We start from the raw sequence: 23,416 nt of genomic DNA, 5'->3' as shown, positions 1-23,416 counted from the left end.
TGTGGACGATCGGCCGACGGCGCGGATATCCCTTGCGGGGTGCCGCGCCGTCGCCCTATTGCTTCTGCACGACAGAGCCGCGCGTCCTTTCGAAGGTGCGAGGTCGCTGTAGTCTTAGAAACGCTGGGTGTTCATGTCCGTGAATCGGCATGCGATTCAGCGGGCGCACGCAGCAGCGAATGGAGGAAACCATGCCGCTCCAATCGATGACCGGCTTTGCCAGGAGAGAGGGGAGCAGCGGCCGCTATCGCTGGGCCTGGGAGTTGCGGTCGGTCAATGGAAAGGGGCTCGATGTGCGGCTGCGCCTGCCGCAGGGGCTGGAACGTTTCGAGCCCGAATGTCGGCGTCTCGCTCCGCAGTATTTCTCGCGCGGCAATCTGCAGATCGCTCTCTCTGTCAGCGGCGGCGAGACGGCCGTCGAAGCCGTGATCAACCGGGGTGCCCTGGATGCTGTCCTGAAACTGCGCGAGCAATTGGGCGACCTCGTCGATCCGACGCCGCTCAGGTTCGATACGCTTCTGTCGCTCCGCGGTATCATCGATCTTCGTGAGCCGGAGGAAAGCGAGACTGAGCGCTCCGCCCGCGACGCCGACATCGTCAAGGGGCTGGAATTGTCGCTCGCCGATCTGATGGCCATGCGCAAGGACGAGGGAACTGCGCTCGAAAAGGTTCTGTTGGCGCAGGTGGAGCGCATTGAAGAGCTGACGGCGACCGTGGAGAACGACCCCTCAAGGAGCCCTTCGGCGATTGCCGCACGATTGGCACAGCAGGTCGCGCTGATCATGGACAATGCGTCTTCGATCGATCGCGAAAGATTGCATGCTGAGGTGGCACTGCTCGCGACAAAGGCGGATCTCAGGGAAGAGGTCGACCGGCTCCGTTCGCATATCGCCGCCGCCCGCGAGCTCTTGACGAAAGGCGGCCCGGTTGGACGCAAGCTCGATTTCCTTGCACAGGAATTTAACCGGGAATCGAATACGATCTGCTCGAAGTCGAACGCCGCCGCCGTCTCGGCCGCGGGCATCGAATTGAAAGTTGTGATCGACCAGTTCCGCGAACAGGTTCAGAATCTGGAGTAAGACATGAAATCGGCGGCTGCTTCGCCCATCAAGATCGCCCGTCGCGGATTGATGCTTGTGATCTCGTCGCCTTCAGGCGCCGGAAAATCGACGATCGCGCGCAATCTCTTGCGGGATGATCCGGAACTAAGCATTTCGGTGAGTGTAACGACGCGCCAGAGGCGGCACAGCGAAATCGAGGGCCAGCATTATTACTTCAAGACCGTCCGCGAATTCGACGCCTTGAGGGCGACGGACTCGCTTCTCGAATGGGCCGAGGTGCACGGTAACTTTTACGGAACGCCGCGCGACGCCGTCGAGGCGGCTATGGCCGAAGGCCGCGACATGCTTTTCGATATCGACTGGCAAGGTGCGCAGCAATTGCAGGAAAAGATGGCGGGCGACGTGGTCTCGATCTTCATCCTGCCGCCGTCCATGGCAGAGCTGCAGTCGCGCCTGCATCGGCGCGCCGAAGACACCGAGGAAGTGATCGCGACGCGGCTCGCCAACTCGCGCGCGGAAATCGAGCACTGGAGGGAATACGACTATATCGTCGTCAATGACGATCTGGACCGCGCCTTCTCTTCTGTCCGCTCGATTATCGAAGCCGAGCGCCTGCGCCGCGACCGGCGTCCCGGCCTGTTCGAATTCGTCAACGGTCTTCTGACGGAAAATCCGTTCTAATGCATGTCGCCCAAAAATGTGCAGCGGTCTTGGGATGACGACATGCACAAAAACAAGAAACTAAAGCGCGCCGCGTGAATACGTTCGAATGCGACGCTTTAGGGTCCCGGCACCGATCACGGTTGCCGTTCAAAGGCAATTCGCCAGCCGGCAGAACTCTTCGACCGTCAGCGTTTCGGCCCGCCGTTGCGGGTCGATACCTGCCTTGCCGAGCAGCGCTTCGCCGCCGATCGGCTTGAGGCTTTGGCGCAGCATCTTGCGGCGCTGGCCGAAAGCCGCCTGCGTGACCTTCTCGAGCGCCGAGACCGCGCATGGGATCGGATTGTCGGTCGGCTCGAGATGCACGACCGTGGAGGTGACCTTCGGAGGAGGGGTGAAGGCCTGCGGCGGCACGTCGAAGGCCAGGCGCGCCTTGGTCCGCCAGCCGCAGAGGACACCGAGGCGGCCATAATGATCGTCGTCGGCTCCCGCGACGATCCGCAAGGCGACTTCCCGCTGGAACATCAGGGTCATCGACTGCCAGAAAGGTGGCCAACGCTCGGGTAGCAGCCAATTGACGAGAAGCTGCGTGCCGACATTGTAGGGCAGGTTGGCGATGATACGCACCGGACCCTCGCCGAGGCTCTCGAAATCGACCTTCAGGGCGTCGCCTTCGACGACATCGAGCCGGCCGGGATAGTGGCCGCTGATTTCGGCCAGCGCCGGCAGGCAGCGCGGATCGCGTTCGATTGCCACGACCTTCTTTGCGCCGAGCGCCAGGATGGCGCGCGTCAGCCCTCCGGGACCCGGGCCGACCTCGATGACGGTGATGTCGTCGAGAGGACCGGCCGTGCGGGCGATCTTCTGGGTGAGGTTGAGGTCGAGCAGGAAGTTCTGCCCGAGCGCTTTCTTTGCATCCAGCCCATGGCGCTGGATGACGTCGCGAAGCGGCGGCAGACCGTCGAGTGCTGCCATCAGCCCTGTGCCTTCCCGGCATTGGCCGCAAGCTCCGCGGCAAGACGCAACGCCGCCTGCAGGCTGTCCTCGCGGGCAACGCCCTTGCCGGCGATCGCAAAGGCGGTGCCGTGGTCCGGCGAGGTTCTGATGAAGGGCAAGCCGAGCGTCACATTGACACTGTCATCGAAGCCGAGCGCCTTGGCCGGGATCAAAGCCTGATCGTGATACATGCAGATCGCCACGTCATAGGTCTGCCTTGCCCGATCGTGGAACATCGTGTCGGCCGGAAGCGGCCCGACGACGTCGAGACCTTCGGCGCGGAGCCGGTCGATCACCGGACGGATGACCGCGTCGTCCTCGAGCCCGAGCGCACCGCCTTCGCCGGCATGCGGGTTGAGGCCGGCGATGGCAAGACGTGGCGTCGTGAGCCCGAAGCGGCTCTTCAGATCGGCGGCGGTTATCGTGGAGGTCCGGTAGATCAGGTCCGGCGTCAGCGCGGCGGGAACATCCTTGAGCGGAATATGGATCGTCACTGGAACGGCGCGCAGCTTCGGTCCCGCCAGCATCATCACCGGCAGAAGGGACGCTCCGGTCGCCTTCTCCGCCAGATCGGCGAGATATTCCGTATGGCCGGGGAAGCGGAAGCCTGCCTCGTAAAGCACAGCTTTGGCAATCGGATTGGTCGTCACGGCCGAGGCCTCACCGGCCATGACGAGCCGGACAGCCTTATCGATCGCACCAGTGACGGCAGGCGCATTCTCAGCGCTCGGGCGGCCGGCGACAACGGGCACAGGGCAGCGGATCGGCAGTACCGGCAGGGCGTTCGCGAAGACGGCGGCTGCGTGGAGGCAATCGGTCTCCTCGATCCGCACCGTTTGCCCGAGCGCCTTGGCGCGTGCCGAAAGCACCGCGGGGTCGCCGATGAAGAGGAAAGGCGCAGTCGCCTGCGCCTCTCTCCTTGCCCATACGGCAAGAGTAATATCCGGGCCAATACCGGCCGGGTCACCCATCGTCAGGGCGATCGGCCTGCCGCTCGTGTCGCTCATGGTGGCCCGTGTTATTTGTCGACGATCTGCGCCTTGGAGCGCAGTTCTTCGAGATACTTCTCGCTGTTCGGATCTTCGCCGCCGGCCTTCTTCTTGCCGATGTCCTCGGCACGGAAGACGACTTCGGCGGCGGCATCGTCATTGACCTGGCGCTTCTTGCAGATTGCCAGATATTCGACGCCCTTTTCGGTGACGCGCGTGCCGGTCGTCATGCCGTCCCCCGCCTTTTCGACGAGCGGCTTCCAATCCTCCGGCAATTGCTGGGCAAGCACGCGGCCGAGACTGCGGATCGATACGTCACGGTAGTTCGCGGCAAAGACCTTCGACGTTTCGCAGCCCGGGAACTTCGAGCGCGAGGCATTGGCTTCGGCCTGGCGCTTGGCAGTGATCGCGCCGCGCTTCGATTCCGGGATGACGAAGATGACCTGCTGCAGGAAATACTCCGTCGTCACCGGCTTGTCGCCGCCGCCTTCCATCATGCGCTTGACCAGATCGCCCCCGGAAAGGCGGCTGGCGCTGCCATAGCGGAAGTTGACAACCCGCGGCCAGCTCATCTGCACGGCGATATATTGCTTGAAATGCTCGGAGCCGACGCCGGACTGATCGAGGATCTTGCCGAGTTGCTCGGTCGACAGCTTGTTGCCGGCGGCAAACCGCGCATAGGCGGCGTCGACCTCCTGGGTGCTCACCGATTGCTGGACGCGCGCGATCTCGGCACGCTTCAGCACCTCGTCGATCAGCTGCTTCTTGGCTTCGCCTGCACCGCCGCCCTGGCGCTGCAGGCGAAGGAACGCCACGCGCTTGGCGATATCACCCGAAGTGATAACGGTATTGTTGACGATCACACTCACTCCGCTCGCCGCCTGAACGGCCGCACCCGAAGCAATGCTCAGCACTCCGGCGACCGCCAACGCGGAGAGCGCCCTCACGATCGAGAATTTCCCGCCCATTGTCATTTCCCTGCTCATCCCGCGTCGATTGCTGGCAGCCGTTGCCACAGCCTCAATCGTCCGCCTTCCCACTATCAATTTGTGGGAAATGCATAATACATGCGGCTAAACGATGACAAGAGCGCGTGATCAATCGATCGCGCCGTATTTATGCGGCGTCGAGATGGCGCTCACGATAGAAGGAGAGAACGGGGAAGGTCTCAGAAATAGTCCAACTCTTCGAATCTGGTCTCGCCCACATTGATGTCGCCGAGCGTACGGAAGCTGATGCGGGCACCGATCGACCAGTCGTTGGCGACCGTGCTGTCCGTATCCCGCTCCGACTTGTAGACGATCGAGAACAGCGTGTCCTGGTCGTCATAGGTCAGTCCCACGCCGTGGCGGGAGACCACGCCATTATTGATGTCATAGGTCAGCGCGCCGAACACCGACCAGAAGTCGTGGAATCGGTAGGCCGCCGCCGTCTGGATTTCATCCTGGTCGGATTGCGATCCGTAGAGCGGTTGTGCCTCGATCCGCGTGTAGGTGAAGGCGGCCTGCCATGTCAGCCCGAGATAGCCGACCGTCGCGTCGGCGCGGCGGAAATCGAGATCCTTCTCGTCCAGTCGACCGGAGAGGCTTGCCATCAGGCCCGAAGGAGCGTCGACGCCGACCATCGCGACGTAGTCGGACCGGTCCGTCTCCAGGCCCGAATCGGCGCCGACCTTGACGAGATCGTCCGTCGCGAAGGAGTTGAGGCCCCCCAGGTGGAACGATTGTCCCGCAATGGCGCGCAGGCCGTAGCCGCTGTCGAAGCTTCCGGTATAGCGGATGCCGACATTGGCGCGCGTTCCGCCTTCGATGCGGTCGAAGCCGGAAAACTTGTCACGATCGAAGAGGTTGGTGGCATCGAAGACGAAGCTCTGGGCATCTTCGTTCGGCAGTGCGCCGGCATATTGTTCGTTCGGGCGGGCGTAGAGCTGCGCGATCGGCTCCAGCACGTGGCTGCTCGTTTCACCGGCGAAAAGGATCGGATAGCGGGCCTCGAGACCCGCGGTGAGCATGCCCCGCGTCACGGCATCGCTGCTGGTGAATTCGCCGGTGTAGCCGATGGGGTCGTCGACATTGACGCCCACGGCATCGCCGCGCGCCGCAAGCAGCGGCGTCAGCGCGAGCCCCCCGGGCACGATGAACGTCTTTTTCCATTCGAGTTCGCCGGTCAGTCGGTGAGAACTGCCCTCGAGCCCGCGGAAGCGGTCCACACCGAATACAGTCGTATCCCGGTCCAGCCGGTTGCGCTTGACGTTCGTGAAGTTGAAGTCGGCGTTGAGTTCGCCGCCCAGCACCGGCTCGGGCGCGGTGTAGGAATAGTCTAGAACCTGCGCGATCGGCTGCTGGTTTTCCGCGATGCTGTTCGGATCGGCGTCCTGGATGTCGAAATAGAAGGCGCGCAGGTCGAAATAGTTGCGCTTGCCGAGGCCCGACAGATAGGCCTGGTTGACATAGGTCGTGCCGTCGAACGACGAAAGGTCATAGGTTTTGGCGAAGTTGTTGTCCGATTGGACGAGAACGTTCCAGCCGAAGGTCCAGCGCGGATTGATCTCGAAACGGCCCTTGGACGCCACCATGCCGCGCCCGGTCTCCTCGGCATCAACCGTTCCAGGCGTGAACTGGTCTCGGTCCATCTGGCTGATGCCGGCGACGTTCAGCGTGTGCATGCCGTTGTGGAACCGCTGGCGGAACTCGCCTTCGAGCAGGAAGCCCTGGCGCGTCAGCCCGGTCGCGGTGACGGTCGCGTCCATATAGGGCGAGATCGCCCAATAATAGGGGATGCCGACGCCGGCGCCGAGTTTCTGAGCGTAACGGAATGTCGGGAAGAGGAAACCGCTCTTGCGCTTGACCGTATGGTCGGGGATTTCCATCGCCGGTATGTAGGCGATGGGTTTTCCGAATAGCTCGAAATAGGCGTGTTCGAGCCGAATCGTGCGGGTGCGGCCGTTCTGAACGACCCGCTGCGCCTTGATGTGCCACAGCGAGCGGTGCTCCGGCTTGGTCGAGCACGGCGTGCAGGCGGTATAGACCGCCTTGTTCAGAATGAATTCTTCGCCGTTGCGCCGTTCGCCGCTTTCGGCCGCGAGCCGGGTAAGGTCGGTCGTCTCGATTCGCAACGCGGTGACGAAACCGTTGCCGAAATCATCGGTGACATCCATTTTGTCGGCATAGACGATGTTGCCGCCTGGCTCGATCAGCTGGACTTCCCCGGTCGCAAGGATGCGACCGCTCTTTTGATTGTAGTCGACCCGGCGGGCCACCATTTTGTAGCCGCCATATTCGATCTGCACGTTGCCGCGCACGGTGACGATTTCCGTGTCGCGGTTGTAGACCAGCTCGTTGGCGGTCAGCAGGAGTTTCGCGTCAGCCGGAATGCTCGGCTGCAGCTCATCGATTCGGGTCGTGGTGTCCTGCGCCATGGCCGGCGCGTGCATTCCGATGGCAAGCACATGCAACGCCACGCCCGCAAGAAGGGCGGCGTTGGTAAGCTTCACAGGTCCGCGGTTGCCTGCCGCCACTAGCCATCCTCCTGATGCAATAGAATCGTCGAGCCCAGCGCCATCGCTACAACAACTGGCAACCAGGCTGCAACGAACGGAGGCACAATACCGCTGCTCCCGAATGCTTTGACAAGCACGGTGACGACATAAAGCACGAAGCCTGAAAGGATTCCACCGAGAATCACCGAGCGCGATTGGTTGAACCGGCTAAATTTCAGTGACACGCAAGCGGCGATCAAAGTCATTGCAACGAGAAGCAGCGGCAGCGACAGGAGCGAGTGCAGCTGGGTCTCCATTGCGTCGGTCGAGAAGCCGAAGGATCGGGCCACCTCGATTTTGTGCGGCAGGTCGAAAAACTGAATGGAATCAGCCTTTGCCAGGCGTTCCTGGACGAAATCGGCCTTCAGATTCGTACGAAGTTGTACCGTTTCCAGTCGTCGAGGCAGGCGCCCGTTGCCGCTTTCGGTGACTCCGTTAAGGAGCCAGTAACCATCTTCCAGTTTCGCCGACTTCGCATCCTGCCTCAGGGTGATCGTTCCCTGTGGATCAAAGTGGATGACGGTGACGTTAATGAGTTCCGTGCCGCCGTTCTGAACGGACCGGGCACCAATGATCGTGTCCGTGCCGTCATAGATCTGTCTGAGCCACGGAATCGAATTGGATTGCGCCGAGCGAGACGAGCCCCATTCCGCCTCCAGCGCTTCGGCCCTCTTTGTCCCCCAGGCGGCAAGCGGGTTGAGCGCGATGACGGCGAGAACGCCGACGAGAAATGCGCCCAGCACGAAGGGTCTCAAGAACTGCCACACGGAAATGCCGGCGGCCCGGGTGACGACCAACTCGTAGCGGCGGTTGAGCGAAATCAGCGCCGCCATAGCAGAAAAGAGCGCCACGAAGGGGACCGTCTGCTGCAGGATGGTCGGGATGCGGAACGACGTCATCAGCAGCGCGCCGGTGACCGTGTAATGCGGCAAGGCCGACATACGGCTGGCGAGCTCGCTGAAATCGATGATGAAGATCAGCGCGAAGATGCCGACCAGGAACCAGAACGTTGTAACGATGTAACGTTTGAAGAAATAGCGTCCGAGGGTGTTGAGGATCATGACGGCTGCTCCCCATCGACGCCGGCCGGCCGCACGAGCCGAAGCCGCAGCATGAGATCGGTGAGCTTTTCCTTCCAGGTCATCGGTATGTCTAGGCGGCGGTTGCTGGCAAGCTGGCGTATCGCCAGGGCGCCGGTCACCAGAGGCACTAGGTACATGAGCGGCACGAACCAGATGGAATCTTCCGCGCTGTTGCCGGCGTAGAAGGTCATCCAGCGGATGACGAGAGCCGCACCCACAGCGCTGATCGTCGGATGCACGCGCGCCTCCCGGTGCGAGCGGGCATCGCTGCTGACGACGAGTGCGATCAATCCGAAGAGCAGCGGGTAGGTCCACTCGGAGAGGCGGCGGTGCAGTTCCGCCGTAAAGGCCAGCGGCGAGCGCTTGTAGGAAGGATCGTTCGGATCGGGATCGATGAGATAGAAGAGGTCTCGATCCTTGGCCCGGATGGTAGCCTCGCCCGCCGTTCTGGTCATGTCGGTGAGATCGAAGGCATAGGAATCGAACTTGATGACGGAGACGCCGCCGTCCGGCAATTTGCGATGCACTTCGCCGTCCTTCATAACGAGCGCCGAGCGCTCCTCGTCGACCGCGCCCTCGCGCGCATAGTAGACGAGCTCGAAATTCGGGTTGCGCGAATCGGCGACGAAGATGCCATGCAGAACGCCGCCGCTGCGCCGGGCGGCGACCTGCACGTAAAGTCCGTCGGTGATTTTCCGGAAGGCGTTTTCCTGCACGACGGAGGAAAGCAGGTCGGCATGCGCCGTCGCAATCATCTTGCGCACGGCAACGCGCGAATAGGGCTCGACGAAATTGTCGATGACGAAGGATAGGACGCTCAGCCCGACAGCGAGATAGATCACCGGCCGGATGACTGACATGCGCGAGCTGCCGGCTGCGTTGAGCACGGTCAGTTCCGAATCCGTGTTCATCACGCTCAGCGTCTGGGTGACGCCGATCAGCAGCGCGAAGGGCAGAATGATCGGAACGACCGAAGGCAGGATCAGCGTCGCAAGCTTGAGGAATGCGAAGATCGACTGGCCGCTGTCCGTGACGAGGTTGACGTTGGTCAGGGCCTGCGTGGTCCAGACGATACCGAGGAGCGGCAGGAGCGTTGCCAGGAACATGATCGTGGCGCGCCGGAAGATGTAGCGTTCGATCAGCTTCATACCCGTTTCCGACCTAAATCCTGCTCTTCATTCAAGCCGTCCATGGGTATACGGGCCTCGTATTCGCTGGTCCGGCCGAACCGGTCTCCGTTTCCTGCATCGAAACTCGGAGTCTCGAACAACAGGGATAACATAAGGCGAAGAACTGCGGTTAACCGCATGTAAACATGTGCGGGCATCTTGCCAAGCGTCTCAAAAGCGAGAAGGGTGCACGCCACGGTTTTGAACATGGCCGACGTCGCGAATGTCCGCCACTGTAGCCGTCCGGTAACAGCCAGACGGAAGCCCACCAGAAATCTCCGGAGTCCTTTATGCCGATGACGTTCGAGTTCACTTTCAGCAAATCCCACCGCCCGGCGGGGGGCTCGGCGGTCCTCCTGCAGGTCGCGGGCGCGAAGGAACCGGCTGGTGTCGCTGTCGTCGATCCCGAGGGCGTCCTGCCGAAGGCGGCGAAGATCGGCAAGTTCAGCGGCAAGGCGCTGTCCTCCCTCGACATCGTTGCGCCACACGGTTCGCCGGCGGATCGGATCATCCTTCTCGGCCTTGGTGACGCGGCGGCCCTGACGAGCCATGATTGGCTGAAGGCCGGCGGCGCCGTGGCCGCGAAGCTCCGCTCCGCCGAGAAGGCGACCATCTTTCTCGATGCTCCGGGCGTAGAAGTGACAGGCAAGGCGGCGGCCGACTTCGCGCTCGGCATGGAAATGAACGCCTATGCGTTCGACAGCTACAAGACGCGCAAGTCCGACGACGAATCGAAGACCGTTCAGAAAGTCGTGAAGGTCACCATCGTCACCGGCATGGTCATTGCCACCAAGAAGGCGTTCGCCACCGTCCAGTCGATCGGCGAGGGTGTCTTTCTGGCGCGCGACCTCGTCAACGAACCCGCCAATGTGCTTGGCCCGGTGGAGTTTGCGGCGCGCGCCAAGGAACTGGAGAAGCTTGGGGTCGAGGTTGAGACCCTGACCGAGCGGGAAATGAAGAAACTCGGAATGGGTGCGCTGCTCGGCGTTGCACAGGGATCCTCCCGCCCGCCGCGGCTGGTCGTGATGCAGTGGAAGGGCGGCAAGGCGAAGGACAAGCCGATTGCCTTCATAGGCAAGGGTGTCGTCTTCGACACGGGCGGCATCTCGATCAAGCCAGCCTCCGGCATGGAGGAGATGAAGGGCGACATGGGCGGTGCTGCCGCCGTCACCGGTCTCATGCATGTGCTGGCAGCTCGCAAGGCGAGCGTCAATGCCGTCGGCATCATCGGATTGGTGGAGAATATGCCCGACGGCAGCGCGCAGCGGCCAGGCGATATCGTGACGTCTATGTCCGGGCAGACGATCGAGGTGATCAACACCGATGCCGAAGGCAGGCTCGTTCTGTGCGACGCGCTCTGGTATTGCAACGATCGCTTCAAGCCGAAGGCGATGATTGATCTGGCGACGCTGACCGGCGCGATCATGGTGGCGCTCAGCAATCATTATGCCGGCCTGTTCTCGAATGATGATCGCCTCGCCGAACAGCTGCTGAAGGCCGGCACGACGACGCAGGAACGCCTCTGGCGGATGCCGCTCGGCAAGGAATACGACAAGATGATCGACAGCAAGTTCGCCGACATGAAGAACACCGGCGGACGGCACGGCGGCTCAGTGACGGCGGCGCAGTTCCTGAAGCGTTTCGTCAAGGACACGCCCTGGGCGCATCTCGACATCGCCGGTACGGCCATGGGTTCGCCGACCGATGAGATCAACCAGTCCTGGGGCTCCGGCTTCGGCGTGCGCCTCCTCGACGAGCTGGTTCGCGCAAACTACGAATCCTGATGCCCTGACGGGTTCCGGGAGAGATCGGCATGACCGAAATCCTTTTCTACCACCTGACCGAATCGAAGCTTGAGGACGCCCTGCCGCCGCTCCTGGACAAGAGCATCGAGCGCGGCTGGAGGGTGGCCGTGCAAACGGCCGACTCGGAAAGGCGCGACGCGCTCGACACGCATCTTTGGGTCTATCGCGACGACAGCTTCCTGCCGCATGGCACCGACGCGGAGGAGTTCGCGGCGGATCAACCGATCCTGATCGCCGCCGACAATGGCAATCAGAACGGGGCGACGGTGCGCTTCCTCGTCGATGGCGCCGAGCCGCCGCCGGTCTCCGATTACGAGCGCGTCGTGTTCATGTTCGACGGCTACGACGAGCAGCAGCTGGAGGCGGCGCGTGGCCAATGGAAGCGGCTGAAGGGCGAGGGGCACAATCTCACCTATTGGCAGCAGAACCGCGACGGCCGTTGGGAGAAGAAGGCCTGAGCGCCTCTTCCAAAATACAGAAGGCCCGCGAAAACCGCGGGCCTCATCATTTCACATGAATGAAAGCTCAGTCGTAAAATACCTCGACGAATTTCCGCCGGCCGAGCATGAAGGCGTCGGCGACATGCCGCAGCGGCGACAGGTCCACGTCCGATCGGCCCGCCTTGATAATCTCGGCAAAGCGCCGATAGAGCATCGGATATTCCTGTTCCGGCTCTTCATGAACAATCTTGCCGTCGACGGCGAGCTTGGCGCCGCCTTCGGAGAGAACCATCTCGCCGGCCTCGGTGTCGGCGACGATGTCCCAGCTCTGCTTGCCCGTCTGGCGCCAATCGAACTCGGCCGAAACGTCGAGCTTCTGGGCATCGCTGAATGCGATCGACGCGGCGATCGGTGCATCGCGGTTCTCGGGAAACTCGAGCGTCGCCGAGGTTATGAAGATCGGGCGCGGCAGGATATGGGTGATGATCGACAGGGCGTTGATCCCCGGATCGAAGACGCCGAGGCCGCCGGCCGCCCAGATCCATTCCTGGTTCGGATGCCAGTGCCGGACATCCTCCTTCCAAATGATCTTGACGTTGCGGATCGTCGTCGACGCAAGAAAGGCCTTGGCGGCTTCGACCGCCGGCGCATAGCGCGAATGCCAGCTCGCGAAGAGCGAAAGCCCTTTCGCCGCCGCCAGCGCCTGAAGGTCCGCCACCTCGCTCAAGGTCGCGCCCGGCGGCTTCTCGAGAAAGACGTGCTTGCCGGCTTCGAGCGCGGTGCGGGCCGCCTCATAGCGGTATTGCGGCGGCATGCAGAGGGAAACGGCCTCGATCGCCGGTACGGCTTCGAGCATCGCTTCGATCGACTTGAAATTGTCTATGCCATCGACCGTTCCATGGCGGCTCGCCGCTGCGATCAGTTGATAGTCGGCATTCTTGGCGAGCGCCGGCAGGTGCTGATCGCGGACGATCTTTCCGACGCCGACAATGGCAATTCGAATGGGAGACATGGGTGCTTCGCTCTTAATTAGTATGACTTATTGTCGCCGTTGTAGCAGATTGGGGGCAGTGGGCAAGCCGGATGCCGCCTTGAAAATAAGCTGGCACCTCAGGGCAGAAGATGCAAACAAATCTGTTACGCCTTCGATCAAGACAGTTTCGCTGGCCCGCGCAGCAGAGGGACAATTGAGGAATTGCCATGCCGATTATTCGCCGCGCGACGCGGGCCGAGCTTGACACGATCATCGACTGGGCGGCGAGGGAGGGATGGAATCCCGGTCTTGAAGACGCGAATGCGTTCTGGGCCGCCGATCCGGAAGGCTATTGGGTTGCGACCGAAGAAGAAAACCTGGCGGCCGCCCTCTCCCTTGTGCGCTACGGCAGCCAATATGCCTTTCTCGGCCTTTACATCGCCGAGCCGGCCCTTCGGGGCAGGGGTATCGGCCTCGCTCTCTGGAAACGGGCGATCGCCAGCGCCGACGGCCGTGTCATCGGCCTCGACGGGGTGGTGGCCCAACAGGACAACTATCGAAAGTCGGGCTTTGCCTGGTCGCATGCGAACGTCCGCTATGGCGGCGCCGTCGATGTGTCCGAGCCGCCGGGGACCCAACTCGTCGATGCGGCCCCGGTGCATGTCGCGGCCCTGACCGATTATGACCGCCGCTTCAATCCGGCGCGCCGCGACGCCTTTCTGTACGAGTGGACGAAGCAGTTGCCGACACGGCGAAGCGTGCTTCTCCTAAGGGATGGCGCGATCACCGGCTACGGCACGATCCGCGCCTGCCGCGAAGGGTTCAAGATCGGCCCGCTCTTTGCCGACAACGAGACCGGTGCCGATGTCATCTTCCGCAAGCTGGCGGCAGGCGCAAAGGGGGCAAGGGTTTACCTCGACATTCCCGATCCGAATGCCTCGGCGCGGGCGCTTTGCGAACGCTACAACATGAAGCCGGTTTTCGAGACGGCGCGGATGTACCGTGGGCCGGCGCCGGACCTGCCGCTTCCGCGGATCTACGGAATCACCACGTTCGAACTCGGCTGATCCGGGTCGAGAATCACTCGGTATGGCCCGAAAGAAGCAGCCGCCAGCTAGCTCGCCATCGCCTCCTCGTATTCGGCCGAAAGTTCGAGCCATTGCTCTTCGGCCACAGCGAGCTTCGCCGCAGCGTCGGACCGCTCCTTTGCCCGTTGTGCTGCCTTCGCAGGCGCTTTTTCGTAGAGGGTCGGATCGGCCAGTTCGGCATCGAGGGCCTGAATCAGTTTCTCCAGTTTTCCCGTCAACGATTCGATCTCGTTGATCTTTTTCCTGAGCGGCGCCAGCGACGCGCGCTTGTCGGCATTGGCCTTGCGCTGGTCGGCCTTCGACAGACCGTCATCCGAACCGTTGGTCCGGAGTTTCTCGTCCTTCGCCTTGGGGCTGCCGACGATCACACTTCGATAGTCGTCGAGGTCGCCGTCGTAACTCGTCACCGTCCCGTCTCGCACCAGCCATAGCCGGTCGGCGGTCGCTTCGATGAGGTGCCGATCATGCGAGATCAGGATGACGGCGCCGGAATAGTCGTTGAGGGCGGTGATCAGCGCGTTGCGGCTGTCGATGTCAAGATGGTTGGTCGGCTCGTCGAGGATGAGCAGGTTCGGTTGATCGAAAGCGGCGAGTCCCATCAGGAGCCGCGCCTTCTCGCCGCCGGAGAGGTCCTTTGCGGGGGTGTCCATCTTTTCGGTCGAGAGCCCCATCTGCGCGACGCGCGAGCGGACCTTGGCTTCCGGAGCATCCGGCATGCGGCGGCGCACATGCTCCACGGCGCTCTGCGTCGGGACGAGGTCGTCGAGCTGATGCTGGGCGAAGAAGCCGGTCTTCAGGCCCGGCGCGATCCGCGCTTCGCCGGCTTCGGCCTGGAGGCGGCCCGAAATGAATTTCGCGAAGGTCGACTTGCCGTTGCCGTTCGAGCCGAGCAGCGCGATGCGGTCGTCCGCGTCGATGCGCAGGTTGAGCCTCTTGAGGATCGGCTTGCCCGACTCGTAGCCGACCGCGCCGCCCTGGATAGCGACGATCGGCGAGGCGACCTGCTTCTCCGGATCGGGGAAGGAAAAGCCTTGGACATGCTCCTCGATGACCGCCGCGACGGTACCCATGCGTTCCAGCGCCTTGATGCGGCTTTGGGCCTGCCGGGCCTTGGTCGCCTTCGCCCTGAAACGGTCGATGAAACTCTGCAGATGCTTGCGGGCCGCTTCGTTCTTGGCTTTCGCCTTCATCTGCAGTTCTTCGGCTTCCGCCTTCTGCCGCTCGAACTGGTCATAGGAGCCGCGATAGAAGGTGAGCTTCTTCTGGTCCAGGTGAACGATGGCGTTCACCGCCGTATTCAACAGGTCGCGGTCGTGGCTGATGATGATGACCGTATGCGGATAGCGGCGGATGTAATCCTCCAGCCACAAGGTTCCTTCGAGATCCAGATAGTTGGTCGGCTCGTCGAGCAGCAGCAGATCCGGCTCGGAAAACAGCACGGCTGCAAGCGCAACGCGCATGCGCCAGCCGCCGGAGAAGGAGGAGGCGGGACGCTGCTGCGCTTCGTGATCGAAGCCGAGCCCGGCGAGAATGCTCGCCGCCCGCGCTTCCGCCGAATGGGCGCTGATATCGGCAAGCCGCGTCTGGATGTCGGCAATCCGATGCGGGTCGGTGGCGATTTCGGCCTCGGTGAGAAGGGCGGCGCGTTCCTTGTCGGCCTTCAGCACGATCTCGATCAGCGGCTCTTCCGTGCCCGGCGCCTCCTGAGCCACCTGGCCGATCCGCGCGTTCTTCGGCAGGGAGACGCTGCCAGCCTCGGCGGCGAGTTCGCCGATGATGATCCGGAGGAGCGTCGATTTGCCGGCACCGTTGCGGCCGACGAGGCCCGCCTTCGTGCCCGCCGGAAGCGTCACGGATGCGGCTTCGATGAGAAGACGGCCCGCGACGCGGGCGGAAAGACCGGTGATCTGGATCATTGCGGCCTTTTGCCCGGAGTCTTATCCGATGGCAAGGGTCATTGGATGAGCGTCGCGGCTGCCCCATAAGTCCGGAGCGGGCGGTTTCAAGGGCTTATTGTTATCAATTCCTGGACGACGTGTTCCGATAATCAATGCTTCTAATCCTCATCATGAGGTCCCACATCTATCAGCGAAGAGCGCAGGAACTGCTCTTCCGGTCATCCGGTTCGGATCGGACGCCATCGGCAAGGCCGCCGCGTTCGAAAAGACTGATCCGATCGCAGGTGGTCGCGACCAACCCATCGTTCAAGTGAACGACCTGACCAGGAGTTTGAACATGAGAAATGCAGTCCACACCGCTCTCGCCGCCGCCCTTGTCGCCACTGCTGTTCTGGGCGGCGCCTCCGCCGCTTTTGCCGGCGGCAGCTATTACGAGGGCATCAGCCCGACTCCGCTTTACACCGAGCGGGCTCCGAAGGCAGGCGACGAGGCGGCGGTTCGCCGCACGAACGGTTCTATCGACCGTACCTCCACCGGATCCGTCTCCGAATATGCCGTTCAGCCGAAGTTGGTCCGCGGCGGAGAAGGTGAATATTATCAAGGCATAAGCCGCTGATGCGGAATCTATAGCGTAGCTTAAATCCTCCCAGACTGACTGCTCCTCCCATGGCCCGGTCCCCTTGCGGGGCCGGGCCATTTTCGTCTCCATTGCGATGATTTGTCCGGCACGGAATGGCGCGTGCCGCGATTTGTCGCAGACCTTTCGGTGCGAGCCGCAAGATAAGCTCGGCGCTTATACTTGACGGCAAGAGTCAGCAATAATATGCCGCCTCGCTAAAATGGAGGTGGCTTTGGGCGCTGGCGATTTGTCGATATTCCCGTTCTGTGTTGCGCACCTGGCCGCCCAGGGCGAGAAGCCGGCGCTCGTGTTTCCCGGCGGCCGGGTCGTCGCCTATCGCGAACTCGCCGCCCGCGTCGATCGCCAGGCATCCTATTGGCGCGACGGGCGCGGACTGGTGATGCTCGAGGCCGATCTCTCGGAGCATGCGATCGTCGCCTACCTTGCCGCGCTCGATGCCGGACACGCCATTGCGCTGCAGGTTGCGGCCGCCTTGAAGGCGGATCGCGAGATCTTCAAGCCGGATTTCTGCCATCGCCGGATCGACGGGCGCTGGCGTACGGAGAGGCTGGAGGGAGACCCGGTGGCTCCCCATCCCGATCTCGCCGTCCTGCTCTCGACCTCGGGAAGCACCGGCCAGGGCAAATATGTCCGGCTGTCGAGGACGAACATCGAGGCCAACGCACGCTCCATCGCCGAATATCTCGGCCTGACGGCGGCGGATCGAAGCTGCCTCATCCTGCCGCTGCACTATTCCTATGGCCTATCGGTCCTGAACGCTCACCTGGCGGTCGGGGCAAGCCTCTACATTCCCGGCGGATCCATTCTGGACGAGGGCTTTCTCGACGGTCTTGCCGAGAGCGGCAGCACCAACCTTTCCGGCGTTCCCTATTCCTACGACCTTCTGGAAAGGGTGGGCTTCCGCGAGCGGGAGTTTCCTCGACTTCGATTTATGAGCGTGGCCGGCGGACGCCTGGGGGCAGAGAAGGTTGGCCTCTACAACGAGCATTTGCTTGCACGCGGCGCTTCCCTTTTCGTGATGTACGGACAGACGGAGGCGACCGCCCGCATGGCCTACGTGCCTCCGGATCGGCTGCGCGGCAGGGAGGACCGGATTGGTGTCGCGATACCGGGCGGCAGCCTGACGATCGAGGATGAAAGCGGGCGACTGATCACCGGCTCGGAGGAACCCGGCGAACTGATCTATCGCGGCGCGAACGTGATGATGGGTTATGCCAGCGCGCGGGCCGACCTCGCCCGGGGCGCCGAGCACTCCGAATTGCGTACCGGCGACCTGGCGGTGCGGGATGCCGACGGCTTCTTCCGCATCGTCGGGCGGACGAAGCGGATATCGAAGATCGCCGGGCTGCGCATTGGGCATGATGGTCTCGAAGCGGCTCTGGAGCGGCACGATATCGCCGCTGCGGTCATCGGTAGCGACGTTGAAATCCACGCCTTCTTCGTTGGAGAGCACGATCCGGAAGACGTTCGCCAGCGGCTTGCCTCCGCCAGCGGATTGACGCTGCTGCAGGTCCGGGCGACGCGCGTCGACGCGCTGCCGCGCCTCGCATCGGGCAAGGTCGACTACGAAGCTCTCCGCCAGAGGAGCCCGCTCGCCGGCGGCTCTTCGAACACGGATGGGGTGAAAGCCCTGTTCGAGCAGCTTTTCTACCCGCAGAGAGTTCGGCCGGAGGACAGCTTCCTGTCGCTCGGCGGGGATTCGCTGCGTTTCGTCCAACTGTCGATCGGTCTCGAAAAAATCCTCGGTGAGGTGCCGGAGGCCTGGGAAAAAATGCCGGTCAAAACATTGGCGGCGATGGTGCGTCAGGAGCGCAAAACACCGCAGATCGGCACCGACTTCCTGATCCGGGCGCTGGCCATCCTGCTCGTCGTGCTTCATCACGAGACGCTCTGGCCGATCCCGGGCGGCTCGGCGACGATGGTGATCCTCGCCGGATTCGGCCTGGCGCGATTCCAGAGCGGCGCGCTCTTGTCAGGCTCCCTAAGACAACTTCTGCGGCCGCTCGCGCAGATCCTGGTTCCATATTATCTGATCGTCGCGGGCTACGCTTTTGCCTGGGGGGAGGTGCCCTGGGCCTCGGTCTTCCTCGTCGGCAATTTTGCCTTCGCCGATCCCGAGCGCCACAGCATGGTGCCTTACCTCTACTGGTTCATCGAGGCCTATTGCCAGATGGTGCTGGTGTTCGCCGCCCTGTTCGCCGTGCCGCCCGTCCGGCGCTTCGCCGTCGTCCGGCCCTTTGCGGCGGGCATGGCGCTGCTCGCTGCCGCTTTCGCCGCCCGCTTGGCGCTGCCGCCCTTTTGGGAAATCGGCAATCGCCAGATCTTCACGCTGCCCTGGATCTTCCACCTGGCCGTGGTCGGCTGGTGCGCTGCGTTGGCCCAGAACTGGGCGCAGCGGCTTGCGGTCATGGCGGCGGGAACGGCTATTTATGTGTATCTCGGACTTTACGAAGGGGTCTGGATCGGCACGAAGATCAAGTATCTGCTGCAGATCGTCGTTCTCGCGGCGCTGCTGTACCTGCCTCGCATTCGTCTGCCGCAGTGGGCCGTGCAACTTGTCCTGCCGCTCTCGGCGGCTGGCTTTCACATCTACATCCTGCACCGCTTCGTGCCAGAGCTCCTGTTGGCGCAGGCACAGCCATTCCTTCCGCCGCTCGTCCTTTCGCTCTGCTCGATCGCTGGCGGCGTTTTGCTGGGGCTTGCGGTCTGGTCGGGGCAGCGCCAGCTGTTCAAATGGCTTGTGCGTGCCAGGGCGGGGGCTCTCCCGACCCATTGGCCGGCCGGGCTCAAGTCGTGGCTCTCTTCAGGCCATCCACTTCTCGCCCTCGGTCCACAGAAAGAAAACCAGGTCCAGCGTCAGTGACGGCCGTCCCAGTGCGGTCAAGGTTGCGTGCGCCTGCCCGCGGTGATGGGTCTGGTGGTTGAAGAAGTGGGCGAGCGCCGGACCGAGCCTCTGGGTGATCTTATCCGGCGTGGTAAGCCGCGAATAGGTGAAGTGCGCGTTGAGCCGCGCTTCATCGAGGCTGTCGATCCATGCGATGATGCGCTCGTCTTCCGCCATCCGTGCCGCCGTCAGCGCGTTGAGATCTTTGCAGAGGATCGCATCGAGCCTCGTGGGGGCCTCGCCTTCCTGCGTGAACCGCTTCATCCAGATCCGGTCGGCGGCGAGGACGTGGTTGAGCGTTCCGTGCAGCGAGCCGAAGAAGGCGCCCTTGTCTTCCCGGTACTCCGCCTCGGAGAGTTCCGCCGCGGCAGCGTAGATGCGCCGGTTGGCCCAGCGGTTGTAGTCGGCGAACATCCGATAGTGATCGAGCATCAGCTTTTCTCCCGTGCTGTCCAGCCAGCCTACAGCGCCGCGCGTCTAATAGGACGCGCTAAGGTCGCTGTAGCCTTTGAAATGCTGCATGATTTTGTCCTTAAATCGATTCCGATTTAAGGAATCATGCAGTAGCGCGGATTGTTATTCGCGTGTCGAATGCAACTCATGAAATTTACTGATTTGATTGGCCGATCTCCGTCCCGTCTTATGCGCCGATCGACGTCCGATCAGGAGATGAGATGACCCGCAAACTCTATGCGCTCTGTGGTACGGACCGGACGCGCCCCTTTTCGCCGCATGTGTGGAAGACCAAGCTGTCGCTCGCCCACAAGGGCCTCGCCTTCGATGTGGTGCCTGTCGGCTTCACCGAAATCCCGATGCTCGAGCAAGGGGTGACGAAGATCGTCCCGCTGTTCCGCGACGGCGAAAAACTCGTCAGCGACAGCTTCGACATCGCCCTTTACCTGGAGGAGGCCTATCCCGACCGCCCGACGCTGTTTCGGGGCGAGGGTGGCAAGGCGATGGCCCGCTTGGTCGAAGGCTGGTCGCAGATGACCCTGCATCCGGCGATCGGGCGCATCGCCATCATGGATATCCATGACAGCCTCGAACCGGTGGACCGGGCCTATTTCAGGCAAAGCCGCGAGAAGCGCTTCGGCACATCGCTCGAGGCGACCGCGGAGGCGGGGCGGGTGGACCTCGAAACCTTCTCGGCCACGCTCGAGCCGCTTCGACACATGCTGAAGTTCCAGCCCTTCATCGGCGGCGACGGCCCACTCTTTGCCGACTACATCGTCTTCGGTGCCCTGCAATGGGCGCGCATCGTCTCGCCGCATCGTCTGCTTGCCGCCGGGGATGTCGTTTCGGACTGGTTCGAGCGTTGCCTCGATCTTCATGATGGCCTCGGTCGTTCCGTGACAGCGGCGTGAAACTCTCATCGGCAGCGGCGAATCATCGCCGCGCCCCCTTGTTTTGCGCGACATTGGCGGCTAATGAACCGCCACTTTCTCAAGAGCAAGGGAATTGAGCCAATGGCGATTGAACGTACCTTTTCGATGATCAAGCCGGATGCGACGAAGCGCAACCTGACCGGCGCCATCACCCAGATGCTCGAAGACGCCGGCCTGCGTGTCGTTGCGTCGAAGCGCGTCTGGATGAGCCGCCGCGAGGCCGAAGGCTTCTACGCCGTCCACAGGGAGCGCCCCTTCTTCGGCGAGCTGGTCGAGTTCATGTCCTCCGGCCCGACCATCGTTCAGGTGCTCGAAGGCGAAAACGCCATTGCCAAGAACCGCGAAGTTATGGGCGCCACCAATCCGGCCAACGCTGACGAAGGCACTATCCGCAAGGTTCATGCGCTGTCGATCGGCGAAAACTCGGTTCACGGTTCGGATGGCCCGGAAACCGCTGCCGAAGAAATCGCCTACTGGTTCGCCGGCACCGAGATTGTTGGCTGATTCATTTGCTTCGCTTCGGCCCCTAAGGGCTTGAAACGACTCTCTGAAACCGGGGCGGAGACGCCCCGGTTTTCTTATGCATGTCGCCCAAAAGTGTGCAGCGTTTTGGGACAACGACATGCATGACGCACCTCATGTCGGGCAGGCGGCCGTGTCGAAATGCGTCGGCGCCAACCCGTTCCTGAAGACTTCCGGGTTCTTGTCATAGGCCGGCCCCACGACCAACGGCCTTCCCGGCAAGACACTTTGGTCGACATCGGAAATCACCGTTGTTTCCAGCTTCTGCAGCGTCGCCCCGTCCGGCCCCTTGACCTCGATCGTCACCGCATAGGGCCGCTCCTTCTTGACGCAGGTGATATCGGGGCTCTCCAGCACCACCTTGTCCAGCTTCGGGAAGAGCTTGCGCGTCAGCGTCAGCGGCTGGCCGCCGGCCGGGTTCTCGAAAGTCGCCACGACGACGCTGCCGTCCGGCACCGGTTCCGCCTTGTTGAGCGTGATCGTATAGGTGGCATAGGCCAGCCTGTAGTTGAAGACGAACATCTTGCCGGTCAGCTTCAGCGGGTCCGGGCCGGTTTCGCGCTGGCAGCCGGCAAGCGCCGCCGCTGCGATCAGGGTGGACAGGACGATTCTTCTCATGGCTGGGTTTCCTCCCTGTTGCGGCGGTAGTGGCGTTTGGCCTTCGTGCGGTTGCCGCAGACCGCCATGTCGCACCAGGTCCTGCTCCTGTTGCGGCTGCGGTCGAGGAACAACCATTCGCAGTTCGGGCAAATCTTCAGGCGATCGGGCTCCGGATTGGCAACGAGGCTGAGCGCCGAATGCGCGGTGGCGACGTCGAGCGCGATATATTTGCCGCTATTCGCCGGCTGACGCACCACGGCGGCGATCGCTTCAAGCAGATCGGCGAGGAGCTCCGGCCGGTCGTCGGCGCGCACCTGCGCCCGGAAATAGCGGTCCGTCGCCTCCCGCAGGCCGATCAGCGATTGCCGGCTTCCGGACCCTACCGGCCCGATTATACCGAACCGCTCCTTCTCGGCGCCGTAGAGATTGGCCGCTTCGGCGAAACTGTCGATCGCCGCTCCATCGGCGAAACGATCGATTCTACGCTCCGGGTGCAAGCGCAGAACCACCGAGTTTGCGACGTCCAGCGCCAATGCGCCGCCTGAGAATCTATGTGCGGTCCAGGTGAAGCTCATACGAAAATCCTAACTAGTAAAACCTATTTTACCAGTTATATTGCTTCTGTCACTAGAGCCGCAGAGGAAAGTTGGCTTTCGCTTTTGGCCTCGGCGTTTCGCAATTGAAATTGATGCGGTTTCGTTGGATCGTCGCGATCCCGAGCGCCGCGACCGATCGGATAAGTCATGGCCTATTTCCTTCAGCAGATTGCCAACGCCGTTCCCGTGGCAGCGCTTTATGCGGCGCTCGCCTTCGGTTACGCGATTGCCTTTGCCGTGACGCGGCGGGCCGATCTGACCTATGGTGCGCTCTTCGCCTTCGCCGGCCAGACATTCGTGCTTTTTGCTGATTTCGGCTGGAACCGACTGTGGCTGGTGTTGCCTGCGGCACTCGGCGTCGGCGCGGCGGCGGCGCTGACATTCGGGCTTGGCGCGGGGCTGGTCGCCGGCCGCTACGTCATGCGACCACTGGCTTTCTCCTCGGCGAACTCGGTGGTCGTCGCCTCGCTAGGCACCCTCATCTTGCTCATGGAAACAGCGCGTCTCGCGTCAGATACGAGAAGCCTCTGGCTGCCGCCCTTTTTGAACGAGGTCATCGTCTTCTGGCCGGATCCGGAATTTCCCGTGACGTTGACCGCGCTCCAGCTTCTGAACACGGGTTTGATGGCGGTGCTGGTCGCCGGCGGTCATTGGCTGCTGACGCATTCCTATGTCGGCCGCTACTGGCGGGCCGTCTCGGAGGATCGCGAAGCGGCCGCCCTTTGCGGGGTCGATCCGTCCACCGTCTACATTCTCGCCTACGGCGTCGCGTCGCTGGTTGCGGCCTTTTGCGGGATTCTTGCGGCTTCCTACTACGGCAACATGGATTTCGGCATGGGCCTCAGCTTCGGCGTCAAGGTTCTGTTCATCGCAGCGATCGGCGGCCAGACGGCGCCACTCTATGCAGCCCTCGGCGCGGCCGGTATCGGGCTCCTCGAGACGATGTGGAGCGCCTACGGGCCGATCCTATGGCGGGATTTCGCGATCTTCGGCTTCCTCGTCGTCGTCTTGGTCGTGACGCGGCGGGAAAAGATGATCCCCTGATTAGAGCCTTTCCTGGTTAAATTGAAGCATTCTGCCGGAGCAGGTT

21 protein-coding genes are annotated in these 23,416 nt (G+C 62.5%); 10 read left to right on the top strand and 11 right to left on the bottom strand.

All coding sequences use genetic code 11. From position 1 onward, the window contains the following. Positions 1 to 191 precede the first annotated feature (191 nt). The gene (locus N181_RS26795; RefSeq protein ID WP_014327832.1) at positions 192 to 1,079 is read left to right on the top strand and encodes a YicC/YloC family endoribonuclease; all 888 of its coding nucleotides are present in this window, start codon (positions 192 to 194) and stop codon (positions 1,077 to 1,079) included. A 3-nt stretch (positions 1,080 to 1,082) separates the two neighbouring features. Further along, positions 1,083 to 1,742, top strand: a complete 660-nt coding sequence (gene gmk / locus N181_RS26790) for a guanylate kinase (protein WP_014327833.1) — start codon at positions 1,083 to 1,085, stop codon at positions 1,740 to 1,742. Positions 1,743 to 1,871: 129 nt separating this feature from the next. On the opposite strand, the gene rsmA is transcribed toward gmk, so the two are convergent. The 6 genes from rsmA to lptF form a co-directional block, all read right to left on the bottom strand. Next, the gene (rsmA, locus tag N181_RS26785) at positions 1,872 to 2,696 is read right to left on the bottom strand and encodes a 16S rRNA (adenine(1518)-N(6)/adenine(1519)-N(6))-dimethyltransferase RsmA (protein ID WP_037431273.1); all 825 of its coding nucleotides are present in this window, start codon (positions 2,694 to 2,696) and stop codon (positions 1,872 to 1,874) included. Next, positions 2,696 to 3,724, bottom strand: coding sequence for a 4-hydroxythreonine-4-phosphate dehydrogenase PdxA (gene pdxA / locus N181_RS26780; protein WP_014327835.1), 1,029 nt, complete (start codon positions 3,722 to 3,724; stop codon positions 2,696 to 2,698). The genes rsmA and pdxA overlap by 1 nt, the downstream gene beginning before the upstream one ends. 11 nt (positions 3,725 to 3,735) lie before the next feature. Next, positions 3,736 to 4,680 carry a SurA N-terminal domain-containing protein gene (locus N181_RS26775; protein WP_014327836.1) on the bottom strand — a complete coding sequence of 315 codons (945 nt, stop codon included), beginning with the start codon at positions 4,678 to 4,680 and terminating at the stop codon, positions 3,736 to 3,738. A gap of 194 nt (positions 4,681 to 4,874) precedes the next feature. Further along, complete coding sequence (locus tag N181_RS26770; RefSeq protein ID WP_037391155.1) at positions 4,875 to 7,223, bottom strand: LPS-assembly protein LptD; 2,349 nt, start codon at positions 7,221 to 7,223, stop codon at positions 4,875 to 4,877. Further along, positions 7,223 to 8,305 carry an LPS export ABC transporter permease LptG gene (gene lptG / locus N181_RS26765; protein WP_037391153.1) on the bottom strand — a complete coding sequence of 361 codons (1,083 nt, stop codon included), beginning with the start codon at positions 8,303 to 8,305 and terminating at the stop codon, positions 7,223 to 7,225. Before lptG ends, N181_RS26770 begins: the two co-directional genes overlap by 1 nt. After that, entirely contained in the window at positions 8,302 to 9,474 is a 1,173-nt protein-coding gene (gene lptF, locus N181_RS26760) for an LPS export ABC transporter permease LptF (RefSeq protein ID WP_014327839.1), read from the bottom strand. Before lptF ends, lptG begins: the two co-directional genes overlap by 4 nt. Positions 9,475 to 9,785: 311 nt before the next feature. Between lptF and N181_RS26750 the strand changes: the two genes are divergently transcribed. Both N181_RS26750 and N181_RS26745 read left to right on the top strand, forming a co-directional pair. Then, entirely contained in the window at positions 9,786 to 11,279 is a 1,494-nt protein-coding gene (locus N181_RS26750) for a leucyl aminopeptidase (RefSeq protein ID WP_060564017.1), read from the top strand. 29 nt (positions 11,280 to 11,308) lie between these two features. Next, positions 11,309 to 11,758: a DNA polymerase III subunit chi gene (locus N181_RS26745; protein WP_037391147.1), complete on the top strand. Its 450-nt coding sequence runs from the start codon at positions 11,309 to 11,311 to the stop codon at positions 11,756 to 11,758. 67 nt (positions 11,759 to 11,825) lie between these two features. On the opposite strand, the gene N181_RS26740 is transcribed toward N181_RS26745, so the two are convergent. Further along, the gene (locus N181_RS26740; protein ID WP_037391146.1) at positions 11,826 to 12,752 is read right to left on the bottom strand and encodes a Gfo/Idh/MocA family protein; all 927 of its coding nucleotides are present in this window, start codon (positions 12,750 to 12,752) and stop codon (positions 11,826 to 11,828) included. A gap of 188 nt (positions 12,753 to 12,940) precedes the next feature. Between N181_RS26740 and N181_RS26735 the strand changes: the two genes are divergently transcribed. Continuing rightward, a complete protein-coding gene (locus tag N181_RS26735) occupies positions 12,941 to 13,780 on the top strand; it encodes a GNAT family N-acetyltransferase (protein ID WP_037391143.1) in 840 nt (279 codons plus the stop codon). 47 nt (positions 13,781 to 13,827) lie between these two features. Here the strand turns inward: N181_RS26735 and abc-f are convergent, their stop codons facing one another. Next, positions 13,828 to 15,717, bottom strand: coding sequence for a ribosomal protection-like ABC-F family protein (gene abc-f, locus N181_RS26730; protein ID WP_037391140.1), 1,890 nt, complete (start codon positions 15,715 to 15,717; stop codon positions 13,828 to 13,830). 319 nt (positions 15,718 to 16,036) lie between these two features. On the opposite strand from abc-f, the gene N181_RS26725 reads away from it, so the two are divergent. Together N181_RS26725 and N181_RS26720 are read left to right on the top strand one after the other, a co-directional pair. Further along, complete coding sequence (locus tag N181_RS26725; protein ID WP_037391139.1) at positions 16,037 to 16,315, top strand: hypothetical protein; 279 nt, start codon at positions 16,037 to 16,039, stop codon at positions 16,313 to 16,315. A 223-nt stretch (positions 16,316 to 16,538) separates the two neighbouring features. Continuing rightward, positions 16,539 to 19,202, top strand: a complete 2,664-nt coding sequence (locus tag N181_RS26720; protein WP_037391136.1) for an AMP-binding protein — start codon at positions 16,539 to 16,541, stop codon at positions 19,200 to 19,202. On the opposite strand, the gene N181_RS26715 is transcribed toward N181_RS26720, so the two are convergent. Continuing rightward, a complete protein-coding gene (locus N181_RS26715) occupies positions 19,143 to 19,655 on the bottom strand; it encodes a DinB family protein (RefSeq protein WP_037391134.1) in 513 nt (170 codons plus the stop codon). The two genes, N181_RS26720 and N181_RS26715, sit on opposite strands and share 60 nt — an antisense overlap. A gap of 242 nt (positions 19,656 to 19,897) precedes the next feature. Here N181_RS26715 and N181_RS26710 point away from each other — a divergent pair, with 242 nt between their 5' ends. Together N181_RS26710 and ndk are read left to right on the top strand one after the other, a co-directional pair. After that, positions 19,898 to 20,587, top strand: a complete 690-nt coding sequence (locus tag N181_RS26710) for a glutathione S-transferase family protein (RefSeq protein WP_037391133.1) — start codon at positions 19,898 to 19,900, stop codon at positions 20,585 to 20,587. Positions 20,588 to 20,689: 102 nt separating this feature from the next. After that, a complete protein-coding gene (gene ndk, locus N181_RS26705; RefSeq protein ID WP_014327849.1) occupies positions 20,690 to 21,112 on the top strand; it encodes a nucleoside-diphosphate kinase in 423 nt (140 codons plus the stop codon). 132 nt (positions 21,113 to 21,244) lie between these two features. On the opposite strand, the gene N181_RS26700 is transcribed toward ndk, so the two are convergent. Together N181_RS26700 and N181_RS26695 are read right to left on the bottom strand one after the other, a co-directional pair. Continuing rightward, positions 21,245 to 21,748 carry a hypothetical protein gene (locus N181_RS26700; RefSeq protein WP_014327850.1) on the bottom strand — a complete coding sequence of 168 codons (504 nt, stop codon included), beginning with the start codon at positions 21,746 to 21,748 and terminating at the stop codon, positions 21,245 to 21,247. Then, positions 21,745 to 22,305, bottom strand: coding sequence for a CGNR zinc finger domain-containing protein (locus tag N181_RS26695; protein ID WP_014327851.1), 561 nt, complete (start codon positions 22,303 to 22,305; stop codon positions 21,745 to 21,747). Before N181_RS26695 ends, N181_RS26700 begins: the two co-directional genes overlap by 4 nt. Before the next feature lie 168 nt (positions 22,306 to 22,473). Here N181_RS26695 and N181_RS26690 point away from each other — a divergent pair, with 168 nt between their 5' ends. Further along, positions 22,474 to 23,370 (top strand): branched-chain amino acid ABC transporter permease, encoded by an 897-nt coding sequence (locus N181_RS26690; RefSeq protein ID WP_014327852.1) that lies wholly within the window; start codon positions 22,474 to 22,476, stop codon positions 23,368 to 23,370. Positions 23,371 to 23,416 lie beyond the last annotated feature (46 nt).

Origin of the sequence: Sinorhizobium fredii USDA 205 (assembly GCF_001461695.1) — a bacterium.
GTDB lineage: Bacteria > Pseudomonadota > Alphaproteobacteria > Rhizobiales > Rhizobiaceae > Sinorhizobium > Sinorhizobium fredii.
Note: the sequence above shows the minus strand (reverse complement) of the source record. Positions and strands in the feature narration are given on the sequence as shown.